Here is a 26,217-nt window from a genome sequence, read left to right on the forward strand (position 1 = left end):
CCCTCTCTGCCATCCTGGTCGTAAGACACAAGGTGTGGTAGGGGTGGTGGGGATGGAGTGTGACATGGATTTGTTGGATACCCCGATCGATATCCCGATTGGACGGTCAGCGAAGGGGCGGCGGTCGTTCCCGATCGCGTTCCGGGTTGCGTTTTTGCAGCGCTGGGACCTGGCGGTGCAACGCGGCGCCAAGACTCGGTTGATGCGTGAGTACAACCTGACTCGGGCGACCGTGCGAGAGTGGTTAGAGGCCCGCGAGTCTGGTGCGTTCAGTGACTCGATGGTCGCTGCCGCCGACAAAACGAGGGACCGCATGGACAGCCAAGACCGCGCTGAGCTGGCCCGGTTGCGCGCCAAAGTCGCCCGGTTGGAGAAGAAGAACGCCCAGTCCGAGGCGGCGTTGGAGATCATGGGAAAAGCCTTCGAGCTCTTGGACGGGATCACCAAGAGCTCGACCGAGGACGAGGGTCCGCAGATCCCACCGGCGTTGATGAGCGCCGAGCAGTACCAGGCCTGGCTCAAGCGACATCATCTTTCCTGACCGAGTTGGTCACCGCCTTGGCCACTCACACCTGGATCGGGGTCAAAGCCGCATGCGCATTGACCGGTCTGGCTCGCTCGACCTACTACCGGATCGAGCGCGGTTACCGTCATTACAAGCCGGTCCAGGATCCGGTGCCGCACACGCAGCGGTTCCAGCCGGCTGCGCTGACCGCCACCGAAGAAGAGGTCATTGTCGAGATATTGAACCGTGAAGAATACGCGGATCTGTCTGTGCAGCAAACATATTGGCGCGCTTTCGACAAGCGTGAGATCGGTTGCTCACCACGCACGTTCTACCGGATCGCTGCGCGCTACGGCACGGTCGGTGACCGCCGCCGCGGCCACCACAGCAGCCCCGGCAACCACAGTCGATCCAAACCAATCATTCATGCCAGCGGCCCGGGTCAGTTGTGGTCCTGGGACATCACCGACCTGCACGGCCCGACCAACGACGACCGCTACAAGCTCTACCTCGCGATCGACGTGTTCTCCCGCCACCCGGTCTGCTGGCGCATCGAGTACACCGAAAACAAGCCCGCCGCGATCGACATGTTCACCACCGCCATCGCCGAGCACGGCCCACCCACGGTGCTGCACTCGGACAACGGTGCAGTCATGCGATCGCACAAACTCATCAGCGCCCTCGAAGAACAGGGTGTGATCAACTCACGCTCACGGCCCCGAGTCAGCAACGACAACCCGTTTTCCGAATCACTGTTCAAGACCATCAAGTACGACCTGTCCTGCCCCGATCGGTTCGACAGCATCGACCACGCTCGTGCCTGGACCCAACAGTTCCTGCACGCCTACGCCACCGAACACCGCCACAGCGGGTTGAACTATTACACCCCCGAACAAGTGCACATCGGAACCGCCGACTCGGTCTACCAACAACGACTCGAACACCGCATGAACTACTACAACCAACACCCTGAAAGGTTCCGAAAACAACCCACACCGCAGGCACCACCCACCAGCGCCGGAATCAACCACAAACCGGCCGAACAGGCCGAACAGGCCGAACAGGCCGAACAATCGAAAAACCCACACCTGTCTCAGACAGGTTGACAACTTCCGCACAACAGGTGGACGACGCGAATTCGGGTGGAGGAACGACGCGAAACCCACCCCCCACCCGTTTTTGCACCACCCACCGGTCACAACAGGTGGACGACGCAAATATGGGTGGGCGAAGGGCGCGAAACCGGGCCTGTGGTCAGCCGGAGTAGCTCCACGACGACCATCGGGTGACGGCGATGGCGATGGCGGGACCCTCGAGCGACACCGATCCGTACTGGTCGTACTTTGCTCTCAGCATTTCGCGTGCCCGGTCGGCCCGCTCACCACTGGTGTGCACGGTCGCCACGCCGTCGGCCCGGACCCACCAGAGCTGTTCCCAGTCGTCGTCGTAGTGGTCGACCAGCACACTGACCTTCGACTGCGCTTCGATGTTGGCCAACCGCCGGAGCCTGGTCGTCGACTTGGGCTTGCCGTCGACCGCGGTGTAGACGACGTCGCCCTCGCAGGCGAAGACGATCGGCACCAGATGCGGACCGCCCTCAGGGACCACTGTCGCCAGCACTGCCGAGCGGGCTTCGATGAATCGGGTCCGCGCCGTCTCGTCCATACAGATCTACCCTAGTGGCCCAGATCCTTCGCCTCTGCAAACATCGTCGGGATGAGAGATGTCGACATGCCCTCCCCCGACCGACTACGTCCTCGCTGGGCAGCCTTCGCCGCGGTGCTGGCGGGGCTGGGCCCCAGGTGGGCCGAGGGCGCTCACGCATCGGCCGACGCCTGGCACTACGACGACGGCGGCGGCAACTGGGTAGATCTCTGTGTGACGCCCGTCGGCCATGCCGTGCTGGTCGGGCATGACCACGAGTATTCCGAGACATATTTCCGGGATGCGGCCGAGTACTTCGAAGAGCAGCACACTGACCTCCTCGCCGGTACGCCTGCATGGTGGTCAGCAACAATCGCGCCGTATCTCGACGACATCACCGGTCAGGGTGTGTGGATCGGCTTCATCTACGGTTTCGACGGTAGCTCGTGGTCGCGCGCGGACTACGACGCAGAAGACGGCTTTTCGAGCCTGCGTCTGCCGTTTGTCTCCGATGAGCGGACTGTCGAACAGATCACGGAGCATCTCTCCCGTGCCGCGCCCGGCCCCGAGCTCGACGTATCGGCGGTTCAAGCTCTGGTCGCGGCTGGTCCAGCGGTGGACCGCGCCACGCTCGACGCGGTGTTCAAGGGTCGAGAGCTCGACGCCGGCGCCGCGCTGGCAGCTGCCCGGGGATTCGCGTGAGCACCACGTTCCGCAGCCGGGTCCGCCGGCGTTGCGTGGGCCGATAAGCTGTCAGCCACCATGGCTTCTGCATCGAAACCGCCGTTCTACATCACGACGGCCATCGCTTACCCCAACGGCTCCCCGCACATCGGGCACGCCTACGAGTACATCTCGGCTGATACCCTCGCCCGTTTCAAACGGCTCGACGGCCATGAGGTGCTCTTCGTCACCGGCACCGATGAACACGGGCAGAAGATGCAGCAGACCGCCGAGAAAGAGGGCATCGAGACCCGCGCTCTCGCCGACCGCAACTCTGCTGCTTTCCGGAAGCTGCAGGAGACGCTCGGTAGTAGCTTCGATCGCTTCATCCGGACCACCGACGCCGATCACCACGTCGCGTCGAAGGCGATCTGGGAGAAGATGAGCGCGGCCGGCGACATCTACCTGGACAAGTACTCGGGCTGGTACTCGGTCCGCGACGAGGCGTTCTACGCCGAATCCGACACCACCGTCCTCGAGAACGGCACGCGTGTGACCTCCGACACGGGCACCGAGGTCGAGTGGACCGAGGAGGAGGCCTACTTCTTCCGACTGTCCGCATATCAGGACAAGCTGCTCGCACTCTACGAAGAGCATCCCGACTTCATCGGGCCGGTGACCCGGCGCAACGAGGTCGCGAGCTTCGTTCGCGGTGGTCTGCGCGATCTGTCGGTGTCCCGCACCACCTTCGACTGGGGTGTCAAGGTTCCCGGTCACGACGACCACGTGATGTACGTGTGGGTCGACGCACTGACGAACTACATCACCGCGGCCGGCTACCCGGACACCGAGTCCGAGACATGGAAGAAGTTCTGGCCCGCCGATCTGCACATCATCGGCAAGGACATCATCCGGTTCCACTGTGTCTATTGGCCGGCATTCCTGCTGAGCGCCGGGATCGAACTGCCGAAACGCGTGTTCGCCCATGGATTCCTGCTCAACAGCGGTGAGAAGATGAGCAAGTCGGTGGGCAACGTCGTGGACCCCTACGTACTCGTCGAGGAGTTCGGCCTCGACCCCATCCGGTTCTTCTGCCTGCGTGAGGTGCCCTTCGGTCAGGACGGCTCGTACAGCCACGAGGCCATCGTGGCGCGGGTCAATGCGGATCTGTCGAACGAGCTCGGCAACCTGGCCCAGCGCACCCTGTCGATGGTGGGAAAGTACTTCGACGGCGTCCTTCCCGAGCCACTGAATCTCACCGATGCCGACAACGAGCTGCTCGCCAAGGCAGACGGATTGCTCGATCGAGTACGCATCGAGTTCGATCAGCAGGCGATCCACACCGCCCTCGAAGCGATCTGGGAAGTCCTCGGCGACACCAACAAGTACATTTCCGTCGAGCAGCCGTGGAAGCTGGCGAAGACCGACCTCGAACGCACCGGAACCGTGCTCTACATCTGCGCCGAGGTCGTCCGGATTGCCACCTTGCTGGCGCAGCCCGCCATGCCCGGATCTACCGGCCGGCTGCTGGATCAACTTGTTGTCGACCATGATTCGCGGACGTTCGACTCCATCGGCAAACGCCTCACGGCCGGCACGACGCTACCGAAACCCACCCCGATCTTTCCCCGGTTCGAAGTCCCGAAGGACTGATCGTTCGTTGCGCAGCATTGAGCTCGGCCCCGCGGCTCCTGCAGATGTGGTGCGCGCTCTGGACTTCCACACTCGGCGACTGGGCATACCCGGACCCACGGCACTGATCGGCGATTGGCTCGACACCGACGCCGTGATCGCACCGTCCATCTCGCTGCGCTCCGGTGTCGACATACCGGACGACCCTGCGGAGTTCTGGTTCGGCTACCGCAGCTTTCCCGATCGAGCCGACCGCGGCCCGTTGCCTCCGTCCGTGGGCGGAACGACGGACAGCGTGCTGCACCTCGATCGCACCGGCAGTTGGTGGTGGACCTCACTGAGCGGCCACGCCTGCCCCGACTGGGTTCGTGCCTCCCTCGTCGAACACCACAGCCACGGGTGGTCGGTGAACTGGCAGCCGCCGCCCCGGCGCCCCCACGTGGAAGCAATCGCATTGTGCCTGGACGCAATACGCGCAGGCGAGGTCTACCAGGCCTGTGTCTGCACCCGATTTTCCGGACACATGGTCGGGTCTGTCGCGAACTACTTCGCCGACGGCGTCGCTGTCACCCGTCCACGCAAATCCGCTCTGCTGCAGGGAGATTGGGGATCAGTAGCGTCGTTCTCCCCCGAGTCCTATCTGCGGCGACGAGGGAATGTGGTCGCGTCCAGCCCGATCAAGGGAACCCTGCCGATAGATCTCGACCCGCAGGTTCTCCGGGACTCCGCGAAAGACGTCGCCGAGAACATCATGATCGTCGACCTCGTTCGCAATGATCTCGGCCGGGTGGCTGTTCCGGGCACCGTGATGGTCACGGAATTGCTCGACGTCCATCCGGCGCCGGGTGTCTGGCACCTGGTCTCCACCGTCCAGGCCACCACCACCCCGGGCGTGACCAACGCCGAACTCATTGAGGCCACCTTCCCCCCGGCATCGGTGACCGGAACGCCGAAGGTGCGAGCCCAAGAGCTGCTTTCGGCCTGGGAGCCCTTTCCCCGTGGGCTGTACTGCGGCGCGGTCGGCGTCGTCTCCCCCACCGCAGGCCTCGACCTGAATGTGGCCATCAGGACGGTGCAGATCACCCCGAGCGGCGCGGCACACCTCGGGGTCGGCGGCGGCATCACCATCGATTCAGACCCGCTTGCCGAATGGCAGGAGTGCCTCGACAAAGCCGCAGCCATCATCGGACTGCAACCGACCTGACGGCCCGGGGTCCTGACGTCGTGCGCCTAATCCTGCCGCGCCGCCAGCACCGCTTCGTACAACTCGCGTTTGGAAGCGCCGGTGGATGTCGCGACCGTCGCACACGCATCCTTGAGCCGAATCCCCTCGGCCACCAATCGCTCGACCCGCTCGATGAGGTCGTCGATGTCGGGTTCGCCTACCACCGCCCCTTCGAGGACGACGGTGATCTCACCGCGTACCCCGCCCGCTGCCCAGTCGACGAGTTCGGCCAGCGTCCCGCGTCGCACCTCTTCGTAGGTCTTGGTCAACTCGCGACAGACAGCGGCGCGCCGGCCCGGCCCGAGTACCTCCATTGCATCCGTCAGACACTCGGCAAGCCGGTGAGGTGCTTCGAAGAACACGGCCGTCCGCGCTTCCTCGACGTACGCCGCGAGCCAGGTCTTGCGCTGCCCGGACTTCCGCGGAGCGAACCCGTCGAAACAGAACCGCTCCACCGGTAGCCCGGACACAGCCAACGCGGTCGTCACGGCGGAGGGTCCGGGCAGGCACGTCACCGCGAGCCCGGCCTCCACACATGCCACCACGAGCCGGTAGCCGGGATCGGACACCGATGGCATCCCGGCGTCGGTGACGACCAGGACGGTCGCGCCTGATCGCACCTCGTCGACGAGTGCGGGGGTGCGCTGGGCTTCGACCTGGTCGTAGTAACTCACGATCCGGCCACTGATGCTCACGTCGAGCCCTGAGGCCAGGGCTCGAGTCCGCCGGGTGTCCTCGGCCGCGACCACATCGGCGGTCGCCAACGCCTCACGTAAGCGGGGTGAAGCATCGTCGAGGCGGCCCATCGGGGTCGCGGCAAGAACCAGTAGGCCCTGCGGTTGCGGAGAGTTCATCACTGCACAGCCTACGATTGGCCCCGTGACGTTTGCCCCGCCGCTCGAGATCTCCGCACCGGAGGACTCGATCTCATCTCGCCGCGCAGCCGATGAGCTCCCCGGCACCTACGCCGAGGACCTCGGTACGAGTCCCAGCGGCGCCCGCAGGATCCCGGCGCCGGTGTTCGGTGCGACCGACCGGCGGCGCGGGTGGGTCGTCGCGCTGATCCTCACGGCCATCGGGGCCGTGACCCGGTTCATCAACCTCGGCTCGCCCACGGACAAGGGCACCCCTGTTTTCGACGAGAAGCACTACGTACCGCAGGCGTATCAGGTCCTGACCGGCGACAACTGGCTCGAGGACAACCCCGCCTACGGTCTCGTCGTCCATCCGCCGGTCGGCAAGTGGATGATCGCCGCCGGCGAATGGATCTTCGGGTACGACGCGTGGGGCTGGCGATTCATGTCGGCAGTCTGCGGCACGCTGATGATCTTGATCGTCATCCGGTTGGTCCGGCGGCTGACGAGGTCGACGCTCATCGGTGGTGTGGCGGGCGTATTGATGATCTGCGACGGCGTCTCGTTCGTGAGCTCACGGACCGGCCTGCTCGACATCTTCCAGATCTTCTTCGTCCTGGGCGCACTCGCTGCGATCGTGTGTGACCGCGATCAGATGCGCGCGCGAATGCACAAGGCCTTCGTGGAGGGCCGGATCGACGACTCACCCTATGGGCCACGTCTGGGCTTTCGGTGGTGGCGGTTCGGCGCCGCAATCCTGCTCGGTCTGGCCTGCGGCACGAAATGGTCGGGGATCTATTTCGTCATCGCCTTCGCGTTGTTGTCCCTGGGCTTCGACGTCGCGACGCGGCGGGCATACCTGGTGCAGCGGCCATGGCGCGGCGTCGTCGTCCGAGATCTAATCCCCACCGGCTTCTCGCTGGGTATCACCCCGGTCCTGGTCTATCTGGCCACCTTTGCGCCCTGGTTCGGTTCCGAGACCGCGGTGTACCGATATGAGGTCGGCAGGCAGATCGGCACCGGCGGTCCGTTCTCCTGGGTGCCGGACGCGTGGCGGTCACTCTGGTACTACGAGTCAGGGGTTCTCGAGTTCCACTCGAATCTGACCAACAGCGCCGGCAATCACCACCCGTGGGAATCGAAACCCTGGACCTGGCCCATGAGCTTGCGGCCGATGCTCTATTACATCGAGTACGGTCCCGACAAGTGCGGCGAGTCCGAGTGCGTCCGGGCAATGATGTTCATCGGAACACCCATCCTCTGGTGGCTGGCCCTGCCGATGCTGACCTGGGCGCTGTGGCGGATGGTGATCCGCCGCGACTGGCGCTACGCCGTCGTACTGGTCGGCTACGGCGCGGCTTTCTTGCCGTGGTTCACCAATCTCGATCGGCAGATGTACTTCTTCTACGCCGCAGCCATGGCCCCGTTCCTGATCATGGGCTTGGCGTTGTGCGTCGGCGATATCCTCGCGGCGGGGCGGCGAGCCAGGCGTAACGGTTACGAGTGGAAGGTCATCAGCGTCGTAGGCGTGAGCATCTACCTGGGACTGGTGGTGCTCAACTTCATGTGGATGTGGCCGATCCTCACCGGTGAACCGATCTCGCGGGAGATGTGGAACATGCAGATCTGGCTCCCCAGCTGGAGTTGAACGAACAAACCCACCCGTTCTGGTCAATCCCACGGGTCGTGGACCCTTGGGTTTGTCTGGAACGAGTGGGCTTGCCTGGGACGAGTGGGTTGTGAGGTCGAGCGGAAACTACTTGTCTTTCGGCTTCCCGGGTGGATCGATCGAGTCGGCCTGCGCCAGCTGTTCCGGGGTGATCGCGGAGAACTCACCCGATGGCAGCACGTCGTTCGAGTCGTCCGCAGCCAAGATGTTGGCATGGGTCCGCAGATCGCGATCGAGGTTGCCCTCGTAGTGGGTTTGCGCCACGATCAGCGGGTCTTTTCGCAGATCCATGTACAACGAGACACACATCAGGATCATGACGATCACGAACGGCAGCGCCGCGATGATGGCCATGGTCTTGATGCCCTGCAAAGCGTCGTCGCCGCTCACCCACAACAGCAGTGCAGCGACCGCACCGGTGAGTGTGCCCCAGAAGATGGTGACGCGTTTGGTCGGTTCGTGCGCCCCTCTTTCTGACAGCGTCCCCATCACCAAGGAGGCGGCATCGGCCCCCGACACGAAGAAGATCGCGACGAGGATCATGACGAGCACGGAGGCGATCCCGGTGAGCGGCAGGTTACCGAGCATGTCGAACAGCTGACTCTCCGGCGTCTCGACATCGGCCAAGTTCTTGCCGTCCATCTGCTGCTTGATCGCTGTGCCCCCGAAGATCGCGAACCACACCAGGGACACGATCGTGGGAACGAACAGGACGCCGACCACGAACTGGCGGATGGTGCGGCCACGGCTGATCTTGGCGAGGAACATGCCGACGAACGGGGTCCAGGACACCCACCACGCCCAGTAGAAGATCGTCCAGCCCGCGAGCCAGGTTTCGCCTTCGGCGTCGACCGTCGCCCCCGAACGGGCGGAGAACGAGGTGATGTCGTTGAGGTAGGTGCCGATCGTCGTAGGCAGGACGTTCAGGATGAAGACGGTGGGGCCCACCACGAAGATGAACAGTGCCAGCACGATGGCCAGCACCATGTTCGTGTTCGACAGCCACTGAATGCCTTTGGCGACGCCCGAGACCGCGGAGGCCACGAACGCTGCGGTCAGGACGGCGATGATCGCGACCAGCAACAGCTTCGAGGGCTCGTTGAGCCAGCCGATCTCGACGAAACCCGAACCGATCTGTGCCGCACCGAGTCCCAGAGACGCAACGGTACCGAAGAGCGTGGCGAAGATTGCGAGGATGTCGATGACCTTGCCGCCCCAGCCATTGGCACGGTGACCGAGGATGGGCGCGAACACGGCGCTGACGAGCTGCCCGCGACCGCAGCGGTACGTGCTGTAGGCAATCGCGAGTCCGACCACGGCGTACATCGCCCACGGATGAAAGCCCCAGTGGAACATGGTGGTTGCCATCGCCACGCCGACGTCGTCGGCGCTCTGCCCGGGTGGGGCGTTGACGTAGTGCGTGAGTGGCTCGTTGGCGCCGTAGAACATGAGTCCGATACCCATGCCGGCGCTGAACATCATGGCGATCCAGCTGATGGTGTTGTATTCCGGCTTCTCGCCGTCGCGCCCGAGCGGGATCTTGCCGAACTTGCTGACGGCGAGATAGATCGCGAACAAGACGAAGAACGTGGCCGAGAGGATGAACACCCAGCCCAGGTTCTCGGTGATCCAGGCGAGAACGTCCTGGGTCCTGGTGTTCAGGCTCTCTTTGTCGACGATGCCCCAGATCACGAAGGCGATCACCGCGGCGGCAGTCACCCCGAACACCACGAGGTCGATACGCGGTTTCGGCCCGGGTACGTCAGGGGTAGGAACTGCGTCGGACGTTTCGGTCTTCAGTGCCATGAGCTCAATAACATCAGTGTTGGCACTGTTTGTTCAACTTTTGCCGAAGTTTAACTACCTGCTCGTGACCACGTCGCCGCCCATTTTCAATCCGGCAAATGTGCCGCTCACCTGCGCAGAGCCTGGTCCAGCAAGGATTTGATGTGACCGTCGTCGATACGCAATTGTCGCAAGGCGGCAACATGCTCGACGGTCAGGAGCGCCGCGCGCTGAAGGGTCGAGTCCGCATGGGCTTTGATGAATGATCCCTGCCGTCCCCGGGTCTCGATGACGTCGTCGGCCTCGAGTTCGCGATAGGACCGCGCGACGGTGTTCGGCGCAAGTGAGAGTTCTTGCGCGAGCGCCCTGACCGTGGGTATCCGGCTTCCGGCGAGAAGCCGTCCGGAGTTGACCAGTTCGATGACGCCTCGGCGGACCTGCTCATAGGGTGCGATGTCCGAATCCGGGTCGAGCTCGAGGCCGCTACCACCGTCTTCCCTCATGGTCACAACCGGTCACGGGACACCGGGCATGACATACACCGGGGTCCGCCACGCCCCGACCCCAGCTCACTTCCGGCGATGGTCAGCACCTCGATGCCCGAATCCTCAAGTCGGCGATTGGTTTCGACGTTGCGGTCGTAGGCGACGACGACGCCCGGCGCCAACGCGAGCGTGTTGTTCCCGTCATCCCACTGCTCGCGTTCGGCGGTCACCGCATCCAGTCCGGTGTCGATCACACGGAGTTTCTCGATACCCATCGCTTCGGCCGCGGCCTCGACAAAGGGTTGGGGCCCGGTGACCGAAACCGAATCGCCGCTGTGGATGGTGAAAGCGGACAACGTGTCCTGGATGACCGGGTACATGACGACGGCGTCGGTGTCGACCATCGTGCACACGGTGTCGAGATGCATCGAGGCGCGGCGCTGTTCGATGGGCACCGCCAGCACGGTGTGGGCCAAGTTGTCGTCGAACAGACTGCGTGCCAGCGCCTCCGCTCCCGCAGGGGTGGTGCGTTCACCGACCCCGACGGCAACCACACCCGGCGCGAGCAACAGCACGTCGCCGCCTTCGACCGGCGCGGTGTGGGACTCGTAGGCCCTGCGCACTCCGAGAAACCTGGGGTGATGGGCATAGATGAGATCGGTCAACGAGGTCTCCCGGACGCGTGCAGGCAACGCCAGGGACGTGATCGCAAAGCGGTCCCCGATCCAGAACGAACTGTCTCGCGTGAACAACAGGTTCGGCAGCGGATCGATGGCGAACTCGGCACCGTGATGCATGCGCCACACCAGCGAGGACCGGACGGTGGCGGCTGATTCGGGCATCTCATCGAAGGTCATCCCCGCCATCAGCACCCGAGCGAGGTCGTTCGCCGACAGCCCCCGGAGTTCGGTGGAGAGATCCTGCGCGAGGTGGTGTCCCAGGCGGCGCGGGCTGACGGCCGCTGCGATGCCCTGCATCCGGGCCGCGCCGCTGGTCTCGAACGTCTCGGTCAGCAGATCGCCCAGGAGCAGGACCTCCACGCCCCGACCGGTGAGCACCTCCGCGAATGCGTCGTGTTCTTCCTGTGCGCGATCGACCCAGGGCAATCCGTCGAACAGCAGCTGATCGCTGTTCCGGGGGGTCAGTCGCCGCAATTCGTCACCGGGACGGTGCAGCATCACAGTGCGCAACCGGCCGACCTCGGAGTTGGCTCCCAACACCGACTGCTCGGGACTCGACGCCCCAGAACTCGAAACCCCAGAACCCGAAACTTCAGACATGAGGTCAACGGTAGTGCGGTCAGGGCTCGTTCGCCCGTAAGTTGTCGGTCCCGCGCGGTGGCAGCGTCTCGCGGGCGAACATCCAGAAGATCGTGGCCACGAATGCGACGGCGCCGGTGACGGCGAACGCCGGCCCGAAACCCCACTGCTGCGCAATGAATCCGGCGATCACGGGTCCGCTGATCGCACCCAGGTCGGCAACCATCTGATAGGAGGCCAACGCCGGACCCCCCTGTCCGCGACCGGACAGGACGTCGGCGAGCGCTGCCTGATGGGTCGGCGCGAACAACCCCGAACCGATGCCCGCGACGAATGTCAGCGCACTCGCCACCCAGATGTTTCCGCTGTACCCGAGCACGGCTGTGGAGGCGCCCATCAGCAGCAGGCCGGGCAACATGATCGGTCTTCGCCCCAGCGAATCGGACAGTCTGCCCGCCGCGATGATCGCGATGACGTTACCCGCCGAGTACACGGCCAGCACCACCCCTGAGATGGCGGCCGATTCTCCGAGACCGTCGACGATGAACAGCGGCACCAATGCCACCCGCACACCCATCGAGGCCCACCCCTGGGTGAAGGCCGACGACAGGATCGCCCGATAGGCGCTATCGCGCAGCGCCTCCGCGAACGGCATCGCCACCTGGCCGTCACCACCGGGTAGCGGGCGCCCACCGACGCTACGCAATTGGGTGGCGACCACCGCCGACGCGATCAGCAACGCGACCGCGTAGACGACAAAGGGCATGCGGAGCCCGAAACTCACCAGAGCGCTGCCGACCAGCGGTCCCATGATGTTGCCCATCAGGAAGCCCGCACTGAAGTACCCCGAGACCCGCCCCCTGATGTCCGGTGGCGCCAGGCGGATCATCAACGCCGTGGCCGAGACGGTGAACATCGTCGAACCGATACCGCCGAGCCCCCGGAAGATCAGCAGCTGCCAATACGTCTGGGCGAAAGCACATGCGAGGGTCGACGCCGCGACGATCAGCAATCCACTGAGGTAGATCCGGCGCTCGCCGAGGATGCGGACCAGCCGTCCGCTGGCGGGTGCGAACAGCAGTCGCATCACGGCGAACGCGGAGATGATCACCGACGCCGCCGTGTATCCGACGTTGAAGCTGCGGGCGAACGCAGGCAGAGCCGGCGCGATCAGACCGAAGCCGAGGGCGATGACGACGTTGGCGCTGAGCAGGACCCATATCTCGCGGGGTATCTGCTTCACGTGGCAAAGCTACCGCCGGGGTGAGCCGAATCCCGAATCGCCCCTCGCACACCGCCGATGCCGCGTGCGACGAACGGGTGCCGTACGACTGCCTTCTGTGGCGACGCGGGTTAGCATCTGACAACTGGTGTTATCAGAGCACGCGCGCCTGGCGAGGAGCCACAATGCACAAGAATCCGACCCGCACGGCCGATTTGATGACCGCCCTCGGGACCACGATGGGGGTGGCGAACGTCATCATGCAGCTCACGCCACCCGAAGTCGGGTACGGCGTCCTCGAAAGCCGGGTCGACGGGGCCAGCACCTTCAAACACCCGTTCAAACGGGCGCGCACCACCGGCCAGTATCTGGCCGTGGCGATTCAGGGCAACGACGATGATGCAGCTTACGTGCGCGACAAACTGCGCGCGGTCCATGACCAGGTCACCTCGACCCCGGACAGCCCCGTCCGTTACAGCGCGAACAACCCGCGCCTGCAGCTGTGGGTTGCGGCGTGCCTGTTCCGGTTCTACGTCGACCAGTACGAGTTCATGTACGGCCCTCTGAGCGATTCTTCTGCCGATGCCGTCTACGCCGATGCCGCCCGGCTCGGGACGACGCTCAATGTGCACCCCGGCATGTGGCCCGCGGACCGCGCGGCGTTCGAGACCTATTGGGCCGAGCAGACGCGCGAGCTCGTCATCGACCCACCGGTTCGGGACATGCTGGTCTCACTCGCCGACCTCAGCTTCTTGCCGGGCCCGCTCGGGTACCTCGGGACGACACTGCACCGCCTCTTCGGGCGACGACAGCTGTTCATGACCAAGGGGGCGCTACCCGAACCCTTCCGCCGCGCCATGGGCTTCGACTGGACTCCGGCCGACGACGTTCGCTACCGCACGGCGATCGACCGGTACCGCAAGATCGACCGCTGCACACCCGGCCTGCTCAAGGGCTACAACGAGGTGATGCTCGCAGGCCTGCGGATCCGGCGCCGACTCGGCATCAACGTTTTCTGAAGACCCCGTTATCGTCTGCGGAGCAGCCAGAAAGGGCTAGCGTGCACTGATATGACCCCCATCACCACCCGCAGCGTCTGCAATCTCTGCGAGGCGATCTGTGGCCTGCAGGTCACCGTCGACGCAGGCACGGTCACCGACATCCGCGGAGACCGGGACGATCCGCTCTCCCGGGGGCACATCTGCCCCAAGGCAACCGCCCTGACCGACCTGCACCTCGACCCCGATCGCCTGCGGACCCCGCTGCGCAAGACTGCCGACGGTGGCTGGGAGGACATCAGCTGGAAGGCCGCGACCGCGCTGGTCGCCGAGAAGATCGTCTCGACGCAGGAGCGGCATGGGCGCGGCGGCGTGGCCGTGTACACCGGGAATCCGAACGTGCACAGCCTGGGGTTCATCACCCATGGTCTGCCGTTCCTGGGCGCGGTGGGCACCCGCAACATGTTCTCGGCCACCTCCGCCGATCAGCTACCGATCCAGCTGACCGCGCATCTGATGTATGGGCATCAGCTGCAGATACCCATCCCCGACCTCGATCACACCGAGCACCTGCTCATCATCGGTGCGAATCCCGTCGTGTCGAACGGGTCGATGATGACGGCGCCGGACTTCCGCAACCGGATGCGTGAACTGCGCCGCCGCGGCGGGACCTTGGTGGTGATCGACCCGCGCCGCACCGAGACCGCCGCCATCGCCGACGAACACCACTATGTCCGACCCGGGACCGACGCCGCGCTTCTGCTCGCAGTGCTTCATGTACTGGTCCACGAGGTGGGCCTCGACGACAAGCGCATCGGTCATCTTCCTCTCGCCGGACTCGATGAGGTCACGACCGCGTGCCGCAGTACCACGCCCGAGTGGGCAGCAGGCATCACCGGTGTCGACGCTGACGACATCCGTTCGATCGCAACGGATTTCGCCGCAGCCGAGCGCGCAGTCGCCTACGGCCGGATGGGGGTCTCCACCCAGCAATTCGGCACCTTGTGCCAGTGGGCGATCCAGACCATCAATGCCGTGACCGGCAATCTCGACCGGGTGGGTGGCGCCCTGTTGACCGATCCCGAAATCGACCTCGTGGCACGTAAACTCAGCGGCCGTGGACATTTCGACAAATGGCGTAGTCGAGTTCGCGATCTCCCGGAGTTCGGCGGCGAGCTTCCGGTCTCGACGCTGGCGGACGAGATCTCCACGCCGGGCAAGGGGCAGATCAAGACTCTGATCACGGTGGCCGGGAACCCCGTGTCATCTTCACCCGGCGGCGGTGGCCTCGACAAGGCTCTCGCCGACCTGGACTTCATGGTGTCCATCGACTTCTACGTCAACGAGACCACCCGGCATGCCGATCTCATCCTGCCGCCGACGATGATCTTCGAGCGCGACCACTACGACCTGATCTTCCATCAACTCGCAGTGCACAATTCGGCACGCTTCTCCCCTGCCATCGTCGAGAAGTCGGCCGGCGCCAAACACGATTGGGAGATCTTCCGCGACCTCACGCTGGCGATCACCCGCCGTCGGGCGGCATCGCACGGTTCGGGCATCACCGGCCTGAAGAGCCGAGCAGCAGCGCTGCAGGCCCAGGTCAAGTCGACGGCCCGCTTGCGCGCGACGCCCCGCACACTTCTCGGGCTACTCCTGCGAACCGGGCCCGGCGACCTCACGTTGCGGGCGCTGCTCCGGTCACCGTCCGGGGTGGACCTCGGCCCACTACGGCCCGGACTGCGGCGCAAGCTGGTCGCCGATTCCGGTGTGGTGCAACTGGCTCCACCCCTGATACTGGCGGATCTGAATCGGCTGCACACCGACCTCGTCGGTATCACCGAGGGGCAGCTGCTGTTGATCGGGCGCAGGCACCTGCGATCGAACAACTCATGGATGAACAACTCACCCAGACTGTCGAAAGGCCAGGCGCGACACCATCTGTTGATGCATCCCAAGGACCTCGCAGGATGCGGTCTCACCACGGGCGATCGCGCGGTGCTGCGATCGCGCGCAGGCAGCGTCACGGTCACGGTCGCCGAGACGGACGACATCATGCCCGGGGTGGTCAGCCTGCCCCATGGTTTCGGGCAGCGACGGTCCGGCGTCCGCCTCGCCGTCGCCGGTCAGGTCGATGCACCGTCGGCCAACGATGTCACCGACCCCATGCACCTCGACACGGCCTCCGGCAACGCCGTCCTCAACGGCGTGCCGGTGACCGTGACCGCGGTGTGAGTCGTCAGCCCATGTGGGCAGCCGTCATCGACTGCAGCTCATCTTTTTTCACGCGGACGAGGATCAGCACCACCGGTGTCGCAAGAATCAGTAACCCGGCTGCCCAGGCGAAGGCCGTGGTGTAGCCGGCGACCTCGGCGGCGATGAACGCCGTCGGGCCCTCGGTGATCGGATTGGTGGAGAGCGAATCGCCTTTCGCCGAGGTATAGACGGTGGTCAGCAGTGCCGTGCCCAGCGCGCCTCCGACCTGCAGCGTGGCACTCGACAACGCACTCGCTGCGCCGGCGTCGTGATTCGGCACCCCGATCAGCGCCACATTCTGCATCGGGACCATCAGCAGGCCCATGCCGAAGCCGAACACGGCAAGGCCTGGGAAGACGCCGGTCCAGTAGGAGCTGTCGACGTCGATCTGGGCGAGCAGCAGCAGGCCGGCAGCCGCGACCACAGGACCGATGGCCAGCGGGATCCGGGCGCCGACGGTGACCGTCAGCCGCGCCGCCAGTCCCGAGGCGAGCACGATGAAAACGGTGATCGGCAGACATGCGACACCAGCCATCATCGGGCTGAACTCCAGGATCGCCTGCAGGTAGATCGCGAGATACAGGGTGCTGCCGATGATCGCGACCCCGGCGAGTGTGATGCCGATCAGCGCGGCACCGCGATTGCGATCCCACGGAACAGACAGCGGCAGCAGGGGGTTCGCAGATCGATGCTCGACGAGCACGAACACGGTCAGGACGGCCAGACCACCGATGATGAAGCCGAGCGTATCGGGTTCGAGCCAGCCGTGTTCTGCGCGGGTGAAGCCGTAGACCAGTGATCCCAGACCGATGGCGACGAGCAAGGCGCCCGGGAGGTCATAGCTGGTGTCGCCGTGGGCTTTCGTCTCGACGATGACCGGGACCGCAGCTGCGATCGCAAGGGCGGCGATGGGGATGTTGACCAGCAGGCACCAGCGCCAGTCGACATACTGGGTCAACGCACCGCCGAGCAGCAGCCCGATCGCGGCGCCCCCACCGGAGATCGCGCCATAGACGGCAAAAGCCTTTGCACGCTCGGCACTTCGGGTGAACGTGGTCGTGAGGATCGCCAGCGCGGCAGGGGCCACCAGAGCCGCGAACACGCCCTGGCCGGCCCGCGCGATGAACAATTCGATCCCGTTCTGCGCGATGCCGCCGATACCGGACATCACCGCGAATCCGACCATTCCGACGAGAAACGAGCGCTTGCGTCCCCAGTAGTCGGCAATCCGCCCGCCGAGCAGCAGCAACGCGCCGAATGCGAGGGCGTACGAGGTCACCACCCACGCCCGATCGCCGTCGCCGATTCCGAGTTCGGCCTGGGCGTCGGGTAGGGCGATGGAGACGATCGTCGCGTCCAGGACCACCATCAGCTGAGCAAGCGCAACGATGGTCAGGACGAGCCACCGTCGCCGGTGATTCGGGTTGTCCTGGTGGTTCGGAGTGTCCAGGTCGGGGTCGAGCTGCGCCGGTTCCGTGCTCACCGGGGCGTCAAAAGGAGAAGAAGTCACGAGGGAAAAAGGTATGGCACATCGACCCTGAAGTCAAACGAACTAGTTCGTTTGGTTACGCTGTGACCATGAGCGGCAAAGATGTCAGTGCGACCAAGCAGCGAATCATCGACGCGGCCCGCGCGGAGTTCGCCGATCACGGCCTGGCCGGCGCACGCATCGATCGGATCGCGACCACCGCCAAGGCGAGCAAGGAGCGGCTCTACGCGTACTACGGCGACAAGGAATCGTTGTTCCACGCGATCCTCGACGAGGACTTCGGCCGCTTCCTCGACTCCGTAGCCTTCGACGCGGACGATCTGCCGGGTTATGCCGTCGCGGTCTTCGACGACCTCCGCCGCTCACCGCACGTTCAGAGACTGATGTTGTGGGGTCAGCTTCAGGGCCAGGCCGCTCGCGTCAGGCAGCAGGCCGACGCGAATCCACAGTGGGAGGCCCGCCTCGATGCGATCCGGCGCGCCCAGTCCGCTCGGGTCATCGAAGCGACATGGGAACCCGCGGACGTGCTGGCCATGATCTTCGGGATCGTCTCCTGCTGGGTGATCACGCCCGGGTCGGACGGCAACGTCGACCTCGACCCCGACGTCCTCGAGACCAGACGCCAGATCGTCAGAGAATCCGTGGGCAAGATCCTCGGCGGATAGCCGGCCCTTATAGTTTTCCGGCCCTTACAGCTTTCCGGCCCTTACATTTTTCCGGCCCCTATAGTTTTCCGGCCCTTACATTTTTCACCGAAGCAATCGCACGGAAACGTTGCCGCGAGCATCATCAACGGATGAGTGCACACGACACCGGCGGTTCGGATCCCGGCGGCACCTCGGTGCGGGCTGCCATCGTCCAGACCAACTGGACCGGCGATCGCGAATCGATGGTCGCCGCGCACATCGCCTACGCACGCGACGCTGCAGCTGCGGGCGCACAGATCATCGGCTTCCAGGAAGTGTTCAACGCACCCTACTTCTGCCAGGTGCAGGATTCGAAGTACTACGAGTTCGCGGAGTCGATCCCGGGCCCCACCATCGACACTTTCTGCGAACTCGCACGGGAATTGGCGATGGTGATGGTGGTTCCCATCTATGAGCGTGAGCAAGACGGATTCCTCTACAACACCGCGACGGTGATCGATGCCGACGGCGCCCTGCTCGGCAAGTACCGCAAGCATCACATCCCGCAGGTGAACGGATTCTGGGAGAAGTTCTACTTCAGACCAGGCAACCTCGGCTGGCCCGTCTTCGACACCGCCGTCGGGAAGGTGGGTGTGTACATCTGTTATGACCGTCACTTCCCCGAAGGCTGGCGGGCCCTGGGCTTGGCGGGCGCACAGATCGTCTTCAACCCGTCGGCCACCAGCCGCGGCTTGTCCAGTTATCTGTGGAAGCTCGAGCAACCCGCGGCAGCCGTTGCCAACGAGTATTTCATCGCGGCGATCAACCGGGTGGGCATCGAGTCAGAGTACGGCGACGACGACTTCTACGGCACAAGCTATTTCGTCGACCCGGAAGGAAGGTTCGTCGGCGATGTCGCTTCGGACCAGGCCCCGGAACTCGTTGTCCGCGACCTCGACCTGAGTCTGATCGGAACGGTCCGCGACCGGTGGGCGTTCTACCGAGATCGGCGCCCCGACGCGTACGGCAGCCTCACCGAACCCTGAGCAGGACACCGTCTACATCGAGGAGAAGCTGTGCCGACTACGTTCATCCACGGTGGCACCGTGGTGTCGCCCACCGGTAGCCAACTCCTCGATGTGCTGGTTTCCGATGGCACCATCGTGGCTGTGCTGCAACCGGGTTCGACGGCACTGGCCGCCGACCTGACCAGCTCCGCCGAGACCGCGATCGACGCCACCGGCAAGTACGTGATACCTGGCGGAGTGGACGGTCACACCCACATGGAGATGCCGTTCGGCGGCACCTTCGCCTCCGACACCTTCGAGACCGGTACGCGGGCGGCAGCGTGGGGAGGCACCACCACCATCGTCGACTTCGCGGTCCAGAACCCCGGGATGCGGATACAGGACACCGTCGCGGCCTGGCATGACAAGGCAGCGGGTAACTGCGCGATCGACTATGGCTTCCATCAAATCATGGGCGGTGTCGATGCCGACTCGCTCAAGGGCATGGCCGAGCTGGTGAACGAAGGGATCACGAGCTTCAAGCTCTTCATGGCCTACCCGGGCGTCTTCTACTCCACCGACGGCCAGATCCTGCGGGCCATGCAGGAGGCCGCCGAACTCGGCGCACTACTGATGATGCACGCCGAGAACGGCATCGCCATCGACGTGCTGGTCGAGCAGGCGCTCGCACGGGGCGACACCGCACCCTATTTTCACGGCACATCGCGGGCGTGGCAGCTCGAGGAAGAGGCGACGCACCGGGCGATCATGCTCGCTCAGCTGACAGGGGCCCCGCTCTACATCGTCCACGTGTCGGCCAAGCAGGCCCTGGCCCAGATCGCGCAAGCCCGGGGTGAGGGCCAGAACGTCTTCGGCGAGACGTGTCCCCAATATCTCTACCTCTCACTCGAAGAGCATTTGGGCGCATCAGGTTTCGACGGTGCGAAATGGGTGTGTTCCACACCGCTGCGCTCCCGGGAGGAGGGACACCAGGACGAGCTGTGGCGATACATCCGAACCGGCGATGTCGCGACCGTCGCCACCGACCACTGCCCGTTCTGCATGAAGGGCCAAAAAGACATGGGCATCGGCAACTTCGCCAACATCCCGAACGGGATCGGATCGGTGGAACACCGCATGGATTTGATGTTCCAGGGCGTCAAAGACGGCCGGATCTCGCTCGAGCGCTGGGTCGACGTCTGCGCGACGACGCCGGCGAAGATGTTCGGGATGTACCCCCGCAAAGGCATCATCTCCCCCGGCGCCGATGCCGACATCGTGATCTACGATCCCAACGGACACACCAGTATCGGACTCGAGAAGACGCACCACATGAACTTGGACTACTCGGCCTACGAGGGGTACGAGATCGACGGACACGTCGACACGGTCCTGTCGAAGGGCTCAGTGATCATCGATCAGGGTGCTTACCTGGGTACCAAGGGACACGGCAGCTTCGTCAAACGCGGCCTGTCCCAGAACCTGATCTGACCGAAGCCGCACCCGATTCACAGACCTGCACCGGGAGAGAAATGGATATCGGAGTCGTACTGCAATGTGATCCACCGGCCCTCCGGCTCGTCGACCTCGCCGTCCGTGCCGAGGCCCTGGGGTTCTCGCACGTGTGGACCTTCGACTCACACCTGCTCTGGCAGGAACCGTTCGTGATCCACTCGGCCATCCTCGGAGCGACCAGGAAGGTGGCGGTCGGGCCCATGGTCACCAATCCGGCCAATCGCGACTGGACCGTCATCGCAAGCACTTTCGCGACCCTGAACGACCTGTACGGAAACCGCAGCATCTGTGGTATCGGCCGGGGCGACTCCGCCGTGCGGACCCTCAACGGCAAGCCGGCGACCCTCGCGACGTTGCGCGAGGCCATTCATGTGATCCGGGAACTGGCCAATTCACGTTCGGCGGAGTACGGCGGTCGCCGGCTTCGTTTCCCGTGGAGCCACGGCTCCGAACTCGAACTCTGGGTGGCCGCGTACGGACCCAAGGCCCTCGAGTTGACCGGCCAGGTCGCCGATGGGTACATATTGCAACTGGGCGACCCCGACATCGCGGCCTGGACCATCGGCCGGGTCCGGGCCGCAGCCGAAGCCGCCGGCCGCGATCCGATGGCGATCAAGTTCTGCGTTGCCGCACCGGCATACGTGACCAAGGACGACAGCCCCGAGTCCATGGCGCTGGCCCGCGATCAGTGTCGATGGTTCGGCGGGATGGTGGGTAACCACGTCGCCGATCTGGTGAAGCGTTACGGCACCGAGGGTGAGGTCCCCGCCGCGCTCACCGACTATGTCGTGGGAAGGGCCGGATACGACTACAACGACCACGGCAAGGTCGGCACGTCGCACACCGACTATGTGCCCGATGAGATCGTCGACCGGTTCTGCATACTCGGCACCCCTGCCGACCATCTCGCCAAACTCGAAGTGCTCCGGCAGATCGGGGTCGATCAGTTCGCGGTGTACCTGCAACACAACGACAAGCGCGCCACGCTGGAGTCGTACGGAGAGAACATCATCCCGGCGTTGCACCCACCGGTCCAGGCGATCGAGGACCTTGACTGACCCCCGAATCGGCGCGTTGGAGTGGGCGGGTCAGCAACCCTCACTCTCGATGATCGGTGAACCTTCCAGCCGCGCGAAGCGCGAGACCGCAAGGTTGCACAGACCCTGCAGCCTGCACAGCCAGCGGTCGGTGCCATCCCATCTCGCAGCAAAAGAACTGCGGCCGTGGATGGCTCGGCTGTTGTCGATGATGAAGAGGTCGCCAGGGCTGAGCACGACCTGGCTGCGATGCGTCGCCCACACGCCCTTGACCTCAGCCAGCGCGGCCGCGTGCTGCGGGCTGTCGGTCGACATGAGGTCTTCGTCGTACGTGATGACAGGATCGTTCCACGACCCACTGAGTACCGGGATGGGACCGCGCACCTCGTCGGGCACACCACCGTCGACGAACGAACCGTCGACGCGCGTGTAGAAGACCGGATCGCGCAGCAACCGGGCTGTCTCCGCGGGCAACTGCCGTTGGAGTTCGCGGGCCGAGAGCAGGTATGTCGCGGCGTGTGGGTCACCTCGCAGGCACCCGAGCGCGATGAAGTCCGGCCGGGAGACCATGTTGTGGCACTGCTCCGTGTGGCTTTCGAGGTCCACCGCGCTTCCGGTGGAGGTCTGTCGACGTTGGTGGCTGCGGATCGGCACCAGGGTTTGTACGAGTTCTCCCCGACATTCCGGCCGGTAGCCGACCAGGTGGACGATGCTCGAGAGCAACACGGCCGACTGCTTGGCCATCTCGGTGCGACGGGTGAGGGCGTCGACCGGCGAGTCCGGCGTCGCCGAGATGGCGCCGACCTCGAGCCCGCTGAGCAACAGACCACCGTCGCCGTCAACCAGGAAATCGAGCAACAGTTCGCGAACGGCCGCCGGCAGCAGCGCCGCGGCGAGTCGTGACTGCCGTGCGAAGGCCTGCGGATCGGCCAGCGAATCAGCGTGGACGTTCTGCGCGATCATGCCGATGACCTGGCGATGTTCACTCACCGAGACATGCTTGACGGTAGGCCAGGACGCCCCTGGGTTCCATCCTGGATTCGATTGTGCACTCATCATGAGATTGCCCTCCGATCCGTAGGTCGACGCAGTACCAACAGCGTAATGCGCAACACCGAGTCGCACATCGCAACAAATGCGACGATTTGGTCACCGCGATGAGTTCTCCACTCCCGTGCGGTCTATCTCCCAGGAACGCCGACCCGACCCCCGAGCTGAGGAGCCCGCCATGACCGAGATCATCCCGTCACTCTGGTTCAACCAGAACATCGAAGACGCCATGAAGCTGTACACGGAGACGTTTCCCGATTCATCGATCGACAACGTGACCCGCAACGACGGCAACGTGTTCTCGGCGGAGTTCACGGTCTCCGGCCAGAAGTTCATCGGCATCAACGCCGGTCCGGAGTTCTCGTTCACCGAGGCGGTCTCCTTCACCGTCACCTGCGCGTCCCAGGACGAGGTCGACTACTACTGGAACACTCTCACCGCAGGCGGCGAAGAGTCCCGGTGCGGCTGGCTCAAGGACCGCTTCGGACTGAGCTGGCAGATCGTCCCCACACGGCTCTACAAGCTGATCTCGGATCCCGATCCCGCCCGGGCCAAGGGTGCCCTCGACGCCATGATGAAAATGGACAAGCTGATCATCGCCGATCTCGAAGCCGGTGCCGACGCCGCAGTCTGAGACCTACTGCAGAGCAGGTGATTCAGGCACACCCAGATGCCTGCGACACCTGAGTGTGCCTGCAACGGGTGGGTATGAGGGCGCTAGTCCGCCTGCTCGAGTTTGCGCTCACACGTGTCGGTGAGCAGCCGACTCGAGCCGAGCCCCTGTTGAGCGTAGGCGTCTTCAGGGTTCAGCAGATGGCACGCCTTCATCGAGAGGCAGCCACAACCGACGCAGGAATCCATGAGGTCCCGCATCCGCTGCAACAGCGCGATCCGCTCGTCGAGGTCGTCGACCCACCGCTGCGACGCCTTGTGCCACATCGACTTGGTAGGCGACTCGTGCTCGCCGAGCGCCTCGAGTACCGACCCGATGGTGGCCAAAGGGATTCCTGCGGCCTGAGAAGCCCTGATGAAGGCCACACGCCGGAGCATCGCCCGGTGATATCGCCGCTGGTTCCCGGTGGTGCGCCGACTGAAGATCAGGCCACGGTCTTCGTAATACCGCACTGCGGACGGCGCGACCCCGGCCCGGATCGCAAGTTCTCCGACTGTCATCTCCAACTTCTTCAACGCCATCCGCACAGAGTACTTGACTTCAACTTCACTTGAACTTGAATACTCAGCAACCATGACACCATCGACTCATCTGACGTTCGTTCTGATCATCGCGAGTGTGCGCGCCGGCAGGATCGGGCCCAGCGTCGCGCGCTGGTTCCTGGACCAGCTACCTCCACAGCGCCCGGAGTTCGACGTCGTCGACCTCGCCGAACCCACCGGCACGACCACCACCCGACTCCTCGATCACGCTGATGGATTCGTGGTCGTCACCCCGGAGTACAACCACTCCTACCCCGGAGAACTCAAGGTTCTCATCGACTCCCACCGGAGCGAGTGGAAGCACAAGCCGGTCACCTTCGTGTCCTACGGTGGAATGTCCGGTGGTTTACGGGCGGTCGAGCATCTACGAACAGTGTTCGCAGAGCTCTACGTGGTGGGAACCCGCAACGGTGTGGCCATCCACATGCCGTGGGACCACCTCGAGGACGGGACCCTCACCCTCGACGATGCCGCTGCCGCCTCGGCACGGCAGGCCATGGATGAATTGATCTGGTGGGCAGAGTTGTTGAAGCCCGAACGTTCCGCCGGCGCGCGTGGGGTGGCGTGAAGATGAACCGGTTGGCAAAGCAGGTCGCAGCGATACTCGCTCTCGGAACCCTCATGGTGATGCTCGACGTCACGGTCACCGTGGTGGCGATCCCCCGGCTCACCGAATCCTTCGACACCAATCTGTCGACCATGCAATGGGTGACCACCGCCTATGCACTCGCACTGGTCGCCGTCATGCCGATGGCGGCCTGGGCCATCGCACGGTTCGGCGCAGGCCGGGTCTACATCACCGCGCTGACGCTCTTCGTCGTGGGCTCCACTCTTGCCGGCCTCGCCTGGAATGTGGAGAGCCTCATTGCATTTCGCGCGGTCCAGGGCCTGGGCGGCGGCTTCTTGCAACCCGTCGGCATGACCATCGCCCTGCAGCTCGTCGATGAGCGTCATCGCGGGAAGATGATGGGATGGCTCGGTCTGCCTCTGATGATCGGCCCGGTGCTCGGTCCGACCCTCGGCGGTGTACTGGTCGACAGTGTCGGATGGCGGTCCCTGTTCCTCATCAATGTGCCGCTCGGGATCGTCGCGATCGTGCTGGCGGTCAAACTGTTTCCCCGGACAACCGGCAGTGAGCGAAGACCCCTCGACTGGGCGGGGCTACTCCTGCTCGCCCCGGGAGGTGCGCTGCTCGTCTTCGGTCTTTCCCGGGCCGGCGACCACGGCGACCCACTGACCCCGCAGGTGCTGGTGCCGAGCGGTCTCGGCGTCGGACTGCTCGCGCTGTTCGTCCTGCGCACCACGAGGTCGGCGCGACCTCTGCTCGATCTACGCCTGCTCCGGCGACGTTCGTTGGCCGTCGGTGCGGCGAGCATGCTGCTGGTCGGCGGGGCCTACTTCGGTTCGATGATGATCCTGCCGATCTACGTGCAAGCGGTCCGGGGCGACAGTGCCACCGCCGCAGGTCTGCTCATGATCGGTCAAGCCCTGACCACGGGTGTCGTGGTTCAGATCGCGACACGGTTGGTCGACCGGATCGACCCACGAAGGGTGGTCTGGTTCGGCATCGGCATCACTGTGGTCGCCATGTCGCTGATGACGTCGGTGCTCGCTGTCGATACGTCGTATGTCGCGATTGCGGGCATCGGGATCCTGATGGGTGTTGGGATCGGTTCGACGTTCATGCCGATCATGACCGCGGCCCTGCGCGGTATCACCGGTCCCGACCTCGCGTCGGGGACCACCATCCTCACCACCGGCAACCAGTTCGCCGCAGCGATCGGCGCTGCGGCGAGTGCCACGCTGCTGACTGCCTACTTCAACAGCCGGGTACCCATGCTCGATGACGGAGGCATGGCCGCTGCACTCGGACTCCCCACCGTAGAGCGGTTGCTCGCCGCGCCCGGACTGGCCGGCGCGGTCGCCGACACCTACGTCCTCACGCTGGGAATGCTGGTTGCCGGATTCGGTGTCTCGCTGTTCCTACCGAAGTCAGGTGCAGCCCCGGGACCGGACACACCGCAGAAGTCGACACAGGCCATGGCCTCGGACGCCGCCGGGTAGACCGATACCACTCGCCG

Annotated in this window: 24 protein-coding genes; 15 read left to right on the forward strand and 9 right to left on the reverse strand. The window is 64.5% G+C overall.

Annotated features, from left to right (window positions below; translation table 11 throughout):
- Positions 1 to 64: 64 nt before the first annotated feature.
- The gene (locus tag BH683_RS06605; RefSeq protein ID WP_084834288.1) at positions 65 to 541 is read left to right on the forward strand and encodes a hypothetical protein; all 477 of its coding nucleotides are present in this window, start codon (positions 65 to 67) and stop codon (positions 539 to 541) included.
- A 5-nt stretch (positions 542 to 546) separates the two neighbouring features.
- The gene (locus BH683_RS06610) at positions 547 to 1,611 is read left to right on the forward strand and encodes an IS3 family transposase (RefSeq protein ID WP_210405175.1); all 1,065 of its coding nucleotides are present in this window, start codon (positions 547 to 549) and stop codon (positions 1,609 to 1,611) included.
- Positions 1,612 to 1,759: 148 nt separating this feature from the next.
- Here BH683_RS06610 and BH683_RS06615 read toward each other — a convergent pair whose 3' ends face one another.
- On the reverse strand, positions 1,760 to 2,170 hold the full coding sequence (locus BH683_RS06615) for a TIGR03668 family PPOX class F420-dependent oxidoreductase (RefSeq protein WP_084835481.1): 411 nt from the start codon (positions 2,168 to 2,170) through the stop codon (positions 1,760 to 1,762).
- 51 nt (positions 2,171 to 2,221) lie between these two features.
- Between BH683_RS06615 and BH683_RS06620 the strand changes: the two genes are divergently transcribed.
- Genes BH683_RS06620 through BH683_RS06630 form a run of 3 tightly spaced genes read left to right on the forward strand, consistent with a single transcriptional unit; the run spans position 2,222 to position 5,648 of the window.
- On the forward strand, positions 2,222 to 2,851 hold the full coding sequence (locus BH683_RS06620) for a hypothetical protein (protein WP_084835482.1): 630 nt from the start codon (positions 2,222 to 2,224) through the stop codon (positions 2,849 to 2,851).
- 60 nt (positions 2,852 to 2,911) lie between these two features.
- Positions 2,912 to 4,465 (forward strand): methionine--tRNA ligase, encoded by a 1,554-nt coding sequence (metG, locus tag BH683_RS06625; RefSeq protein WP_084835483.1) that lies wholly within the window; start codon positions 2,912 to 2,914, stop codon positions 4,463 to 4,465.
- A gap of 7 nt (positions 4,466 to 4,472) precedes the next feature.
- Positions 4,473 to 5,648: an aminodeoxychorismate synthase component I gene (locus BH683_RS06630; protein ID WP_246833221.1), complete on the forward strand. Its 1,176-nt coding sequence runs from the start codon at positions 4,473 to 4,475 to the stop codon at positions 5,646 to 5,648.
- 26 nt (positions 5,649 to 5,674) lie between these two features.
- On the opposite strand, the gene rsmI is transcribed toward BH683_RS06630, so the two are convergent.
- Positions 5,675 to 6,523, reverse strand: coding sequence for a 16S rRNA (cytidine(1402)-2'-O)-methyltransferase (gene rsmI / locus BH683_RS06635; protein WP_084835485.1), 849 nt, complete (start codon positions 6,521 to 6,523; stop codon positions 5,675 to 5,677).
- A gap of 151 nt (positions 6,524 to 6,674) precedes the next feature.
- Between rsmI and BH683_RS06640 the strand changes: the two genes are divergently transcribed.
- Positions 6,675 to 8,171: a phospholipid carrier-dependent glycosyltransferase gene (locus BH683_RS06640; RefSeq protein WP_246833229.1), complete on the forward strand. Its 1,497-nt coding sequence runs from the start codon at positions 6,675 to 6,677 to the stop codon at positions 8,169 to 8,171.
- 108 nt (positions 8,172 to 8,279) lie between these two features.
- Here the strand turns inward: BH683_RS06640 and BH683_RS06645 are convergent, their stop codons facing one another.
- The 4 genes from BH683_RS06645 to BH683_RS06660 form a co-directional block, all read right to left on the reverse strand.
- Positions 8,280 to 9,998: a BCCT family transporter gene (locus tag BH683_RS06645; protein ID WP_084835486.1), complete on the reverse strand. Its 1,719-nt coding sequence runs from the start codon at positions 9,996 to 9,998 to the stop codon at positions 8,280 to 8,282.
- 107 nt (positions 9,999 to 10,105) lie between these two features.
- Complete coding sequence (locus BH683_RS06650; protein ID WP_084835487.1) at positions 10,106 to 10,480, reverse strand: GntR family transcriptional regulator; 375 nt, start codon at positions 10,478 to 10,480, stop codon at positions 10,106 to 10,108.
- Positions 10,481 to 10,482: 2 nt separating this feature from the next.
- Complete coding sequence (arcA, locus tag BH683_RS06655) at positions 10,483 to 11,742, reverse strand: arginine deiminase (protein ID WP_084835488.1); 1,260 nt, start codon at positions 11,740 to 11,742, stop codon at positions 10,483 to 10,485.
- Between the two features lie 19 nt (positions 11,743 to 11,761).
- Positions 11,762 to 12,964, reverse strand: a complete 1,203-nt coding sequence (locus tag BH683_RS06660; protein WP_084835489.1) for an MFS transporter — start codon at positions 12,962 to 12,964, stop codon at positions 11,762 to 11,764.
- Positions 12,965 to 13,128: 164 nt separating this feature from the next.
- Between BH683_RS06660 and BH683_RS06665 the strand changes: the two genes are divergently transcribed.
- Both BH683_RS06665 and BH683_RS06670 read left to right on the forward strand, forming a co-directional pair.
- Complete coding sequence (locus tag BH683_RS06665; RefSeq protein ID WP_084835490.1) at positions 13,129 to 13,962, forward strand: oxygenase MpaB family protein; 834 nt, start codon at positions 13,129 to 13,131, stop codon at positions 13,960 to 13,962.
- Positions 13,963 to 14,013: 51 nt separating this feature from the next.
- Entirely contained in the window at positions 14,014 to 16,176 is a 2,163-nt protein-coding gene (locus BH683_RS06670; protein ID WP_084835491.1) for a molybdopterin-dependent oxidoreductase, read from the forward strand.
- A 4-nt stretch (positions 16,177 to 16,180) separates the two neighbouring features.
- Here the strand turns inward: BH683_RS06670 and BH683_RS06675 are convergent, their stop codons facing one another.
- Entirely contained in the window at positions 16,181 to 17,707 is a 1,527-nt protein-coding gene (locus tag BH683_RS06675; RefSeq protein WP_246833222.1) for an MFS transporter, read from the reverse strand.
- A 68-nt stretch (positions 17,708 to 17,775) separates the two neighbouring features.
- Between BH683_RS06675 and BH683_RS06680 the strand changes: the two genes are divergently transcribed.
- The 4 genes from BH683_RS06680 to BH683_RS06695 all read left to right on the forward strand — a co-directional run bounded on the left by BH683_RS06680 (position 17,776) and on the right by BH683_RS06695 (position 21,892).
- Positions 17,776 to 18,351, forward strand: coding sequence for a TetR family transcriptional regulator (locus tag BH683_RS06680; protein ID WP_084835571.1), 576 nt, complete (start codon positions 17,776 to 17,778; stop codon positions 18,349 to 18,351).
- A 131-nt stretch (positions 18,352 to 18,482) separates the two neighbouring features.
- Entirely contained in the window at positions 18,483 to 19,358 is an 876-nt protein-coding gene (locus BH683_RS06685) for a nitrilase-related carbon-nitrogen hydrolase (RefSeq protein ID WP_084835493.1), read from the forward strand.
- 30 nt (positions 19,359 to 19,388) lie between these two features.
- Entirely contained in the window at positions 19,389 to 20,810 is a 1,422-nt protein-coding gene (gene hydA, locus BH683_RS06690) for a dihydropyrimidinase (protein ID WP_084835494.1), read from the forward strand.
- A 41-nt stretch (positions 20,811 to 20,851) separates the two neighbouring features.
- Complete coding sequence (locus tag BH683_RS06695) at positions 20,852 to 21,892, forward strand: TIGR03842 family LLM class F420-dependent oxidoreductase (RefSeq protein WP_084835495.1); 1,041 nt, start codon at positions 20,852 to 20,854, stop codon at positions 21,890 to 21,892.
- Between the two features lie 30 nt (positions 21,893 to 21,922).
- On the opposite strand, the gene BH683_RS06700 is transcribed toward BH683_RS06695, so the two are convergent.
- Positions 21,923 to 22,861, reverse strand: coding sequence for a TauD/TfdA family dioxygenase (locus BH683_RS06700; protein ID WP_246833223.1), 939 nt, complete (start codon positions 22,859 to 22,861; stop codon positions 21,923 to 21,925).
- 238 nt (positions 22,862 to 23,099) lie between these two features.
- Here BH683_RS06700 and BH683_RS06705 point away from each other — a divergent pair, with 238 nt between their 5' ends.
- On the forward strand, positions 23,100 to 23,555 hold the full coding sequence (locus tag BH683_RS06705; protein WP_084835496.1) for a VOC family protein: 456 nt from the start codon (positions 23,100 to 23,102) through the stop codon (positions 23,553 to 23,555).
- Positions 23,556 to 23,638: 83 nt separating this feature from the next.
- On the opposite strand, the gene soxR is transcribed toward BH683_RS06705, so the two are convergent.
- Positions 23,639 to 24,115 (reverse strand): redox-sensitive transcriptional activator SoxR, encoded by a 477-nt coding sequence (gene soxR, locus BH683_RS06710; protein WP_084835497.1) that lies wholly within the window; start codon positions 24,113 to 24,115, stop codon positions 23,639 to 23,641.
- Positions 24,116 to 24,167: 52 nt separating this feature from the next.
- On the opposite strand from soxR, the gene BH683_RS06715 reads away from it, so the two are divergent.
- Both BH683_RS06715 and BH683_RS06720 read left to right on the forward strand, forming a co-directional pair.
- Positions 24,168 to 24,704: an NAD(P)H-dependent oxidoreductase gene (locus tag BH683_RS06715; RefSeq protein ID WP_084835498.1), complete on the forward strand. Its 537-nt coding sequence runs from the start codon at positions 24,168 to 24,170 to the stop codon at positions 24,702 to 24,704.
- A 2-nt stretch (positions 24,705 to 24,706) separates the two neighbouring features.
- A complete protein-coding gene (locus tag BH683_RS06720; RefSeq protein WP_084835573.1) occupies positions 24,707 to 26,200 on the forward strand; it encodes a DHA2 family efflux MFS transporter permease subunit in 1,494 nt (497 codons plus the stop codon).
- The last annotated feature ends 17 nt before the right edge of the window (positions 26,201 to 26,217 follow it).

The sequence above is a fragment of the Williamsia sp. 1138 genome, from assembly GCF_002095435.2.
In the GTDB taxonomy this organism is placed as follows: Bacteria; Actinomycetota; Actinomycetes; order Mycobacteriales; family Mycobacteriaceae; genus Williamsia.

Excerpts from the sequence above, each read along its gene's own strand:
- BH683_RS06615 (WP_084835481.1), bottom strand. The coding sequence starts at position 2,170 with ATGGACGAGACGGCGCGGACCCGATTCATCGAAGCCCGCTCGGCAGTG.
- BH683_RS06620 (WP_084835482.1), top strand. The coding sequence starts at position 2,222 with ATGAGAGATGTCGACATGCCCTCCCCCGACCGACTACGTCCTCGCTGG.
- metG (WP_084835483.1), top strand. The coding sequence starts at position 2,912 with ATGGCTTCTGCATCGAAACCGCCGTTCTACATCACGACGGCCATCGCT.
- BH683_RS06605 (WP_084834288.1), top strand. The coding sequence starts at position 65 with ATGGATTTGTTGGATACCCCGATCGATATCCCGATTGGACGGTCAGCG.
- BH683_RS06685 (WP_084835493.1), top strand. The coding sequence starts at position 18,483 with ATGAGTGCACACGACACCGGCGGTTCGGATCCCGGCGGCACCTCGGTG.
- BH683_RS06645 (WP_084835486.1), bottom strand. The coding sequence starts at position 9,998 with ATGGCACTGAAGACCGAAACGTCCGACGCAGTTCCTACCCCTGACGTA.
- rsmI (WP_084835485.1), bottom strand. The coding sequence starts at position 6,523 with ATGAACTCTCCGCAACCGCAGGGCCTACTGGTTCTTGCCGCGACCCCG.
- BH683_RS06680 (WP_084835571.1), top strand. The coding sequence starts at position 17,776 with ATGAGCGGCAAAGATGTCAGTGCGACCAAGCAGCGAATCATCGACGCG.
- arcA (WP_084835488.1), bottom strand. The coding sequence starts at position 11,742 with ATGTCTGAAGTTTCGGGTTCTGGGGTTTCGAGTTCTGGGGCGTCGAGT.
- BH683_RS06650 (WP_084835487.1), bottom strand. The coding sequence starts at position 10,480 with ATGAGGGAAGACGGTGGTAGCGGCCTCGAGCTCGACCCGGATTCGGAC.
- BH683_RS06665 (WP_084835490.1), top strand. The coding sequence starts at position 13,129 with ATGCACAAGAATCCGACCCGCACGGCCGATTTGATGACCGCCCTCGGG.
- BH683_RS06670 (WP_084835491.1), top strand. The coding sequence starts at position 14,014 with ATGACCCCCATCACCACCCGCAGCGTCTGCAATCTCTGCGAGGCGATC.
- BH683_RS06715 (WP_084835498.1), top strand. The coding sequence starts at position 24,168 with ATGACACCATCGACTCATCTGACGTTCGTTCTGATCATCGCGAGTGTG.
- BH683_RS06720 (WP_084835573.1), top strand. The coding sequence starts at position 24,707 with ATGAACCGGTTGGCAAAGCAGGTCGCAGCGATACTCGCTCTCGGAACC.
- BH683_RS06705 (WP_084835496.1), top strand. The coding sequence starts at position 23,100 with ATGACCGAGATCATCCCGTCACTCTGGTTCAACCAGAACATCGAAGAC.
- soxR (WP_084835497.1), bottom strand. The coding sequence starts at position 24,115 with ATGGCGTTGAAGAAGTTGGAGATGACAGTCGGAGAACTTGCGATCCGG.
- BH683_RS06695 (WP_084835495.1), top strand. The coding sequence starts at position 20,852 with ATGGATATCGGAGTCGTACTGCAATGTGATCCACCGGCCCTCCGGCTC.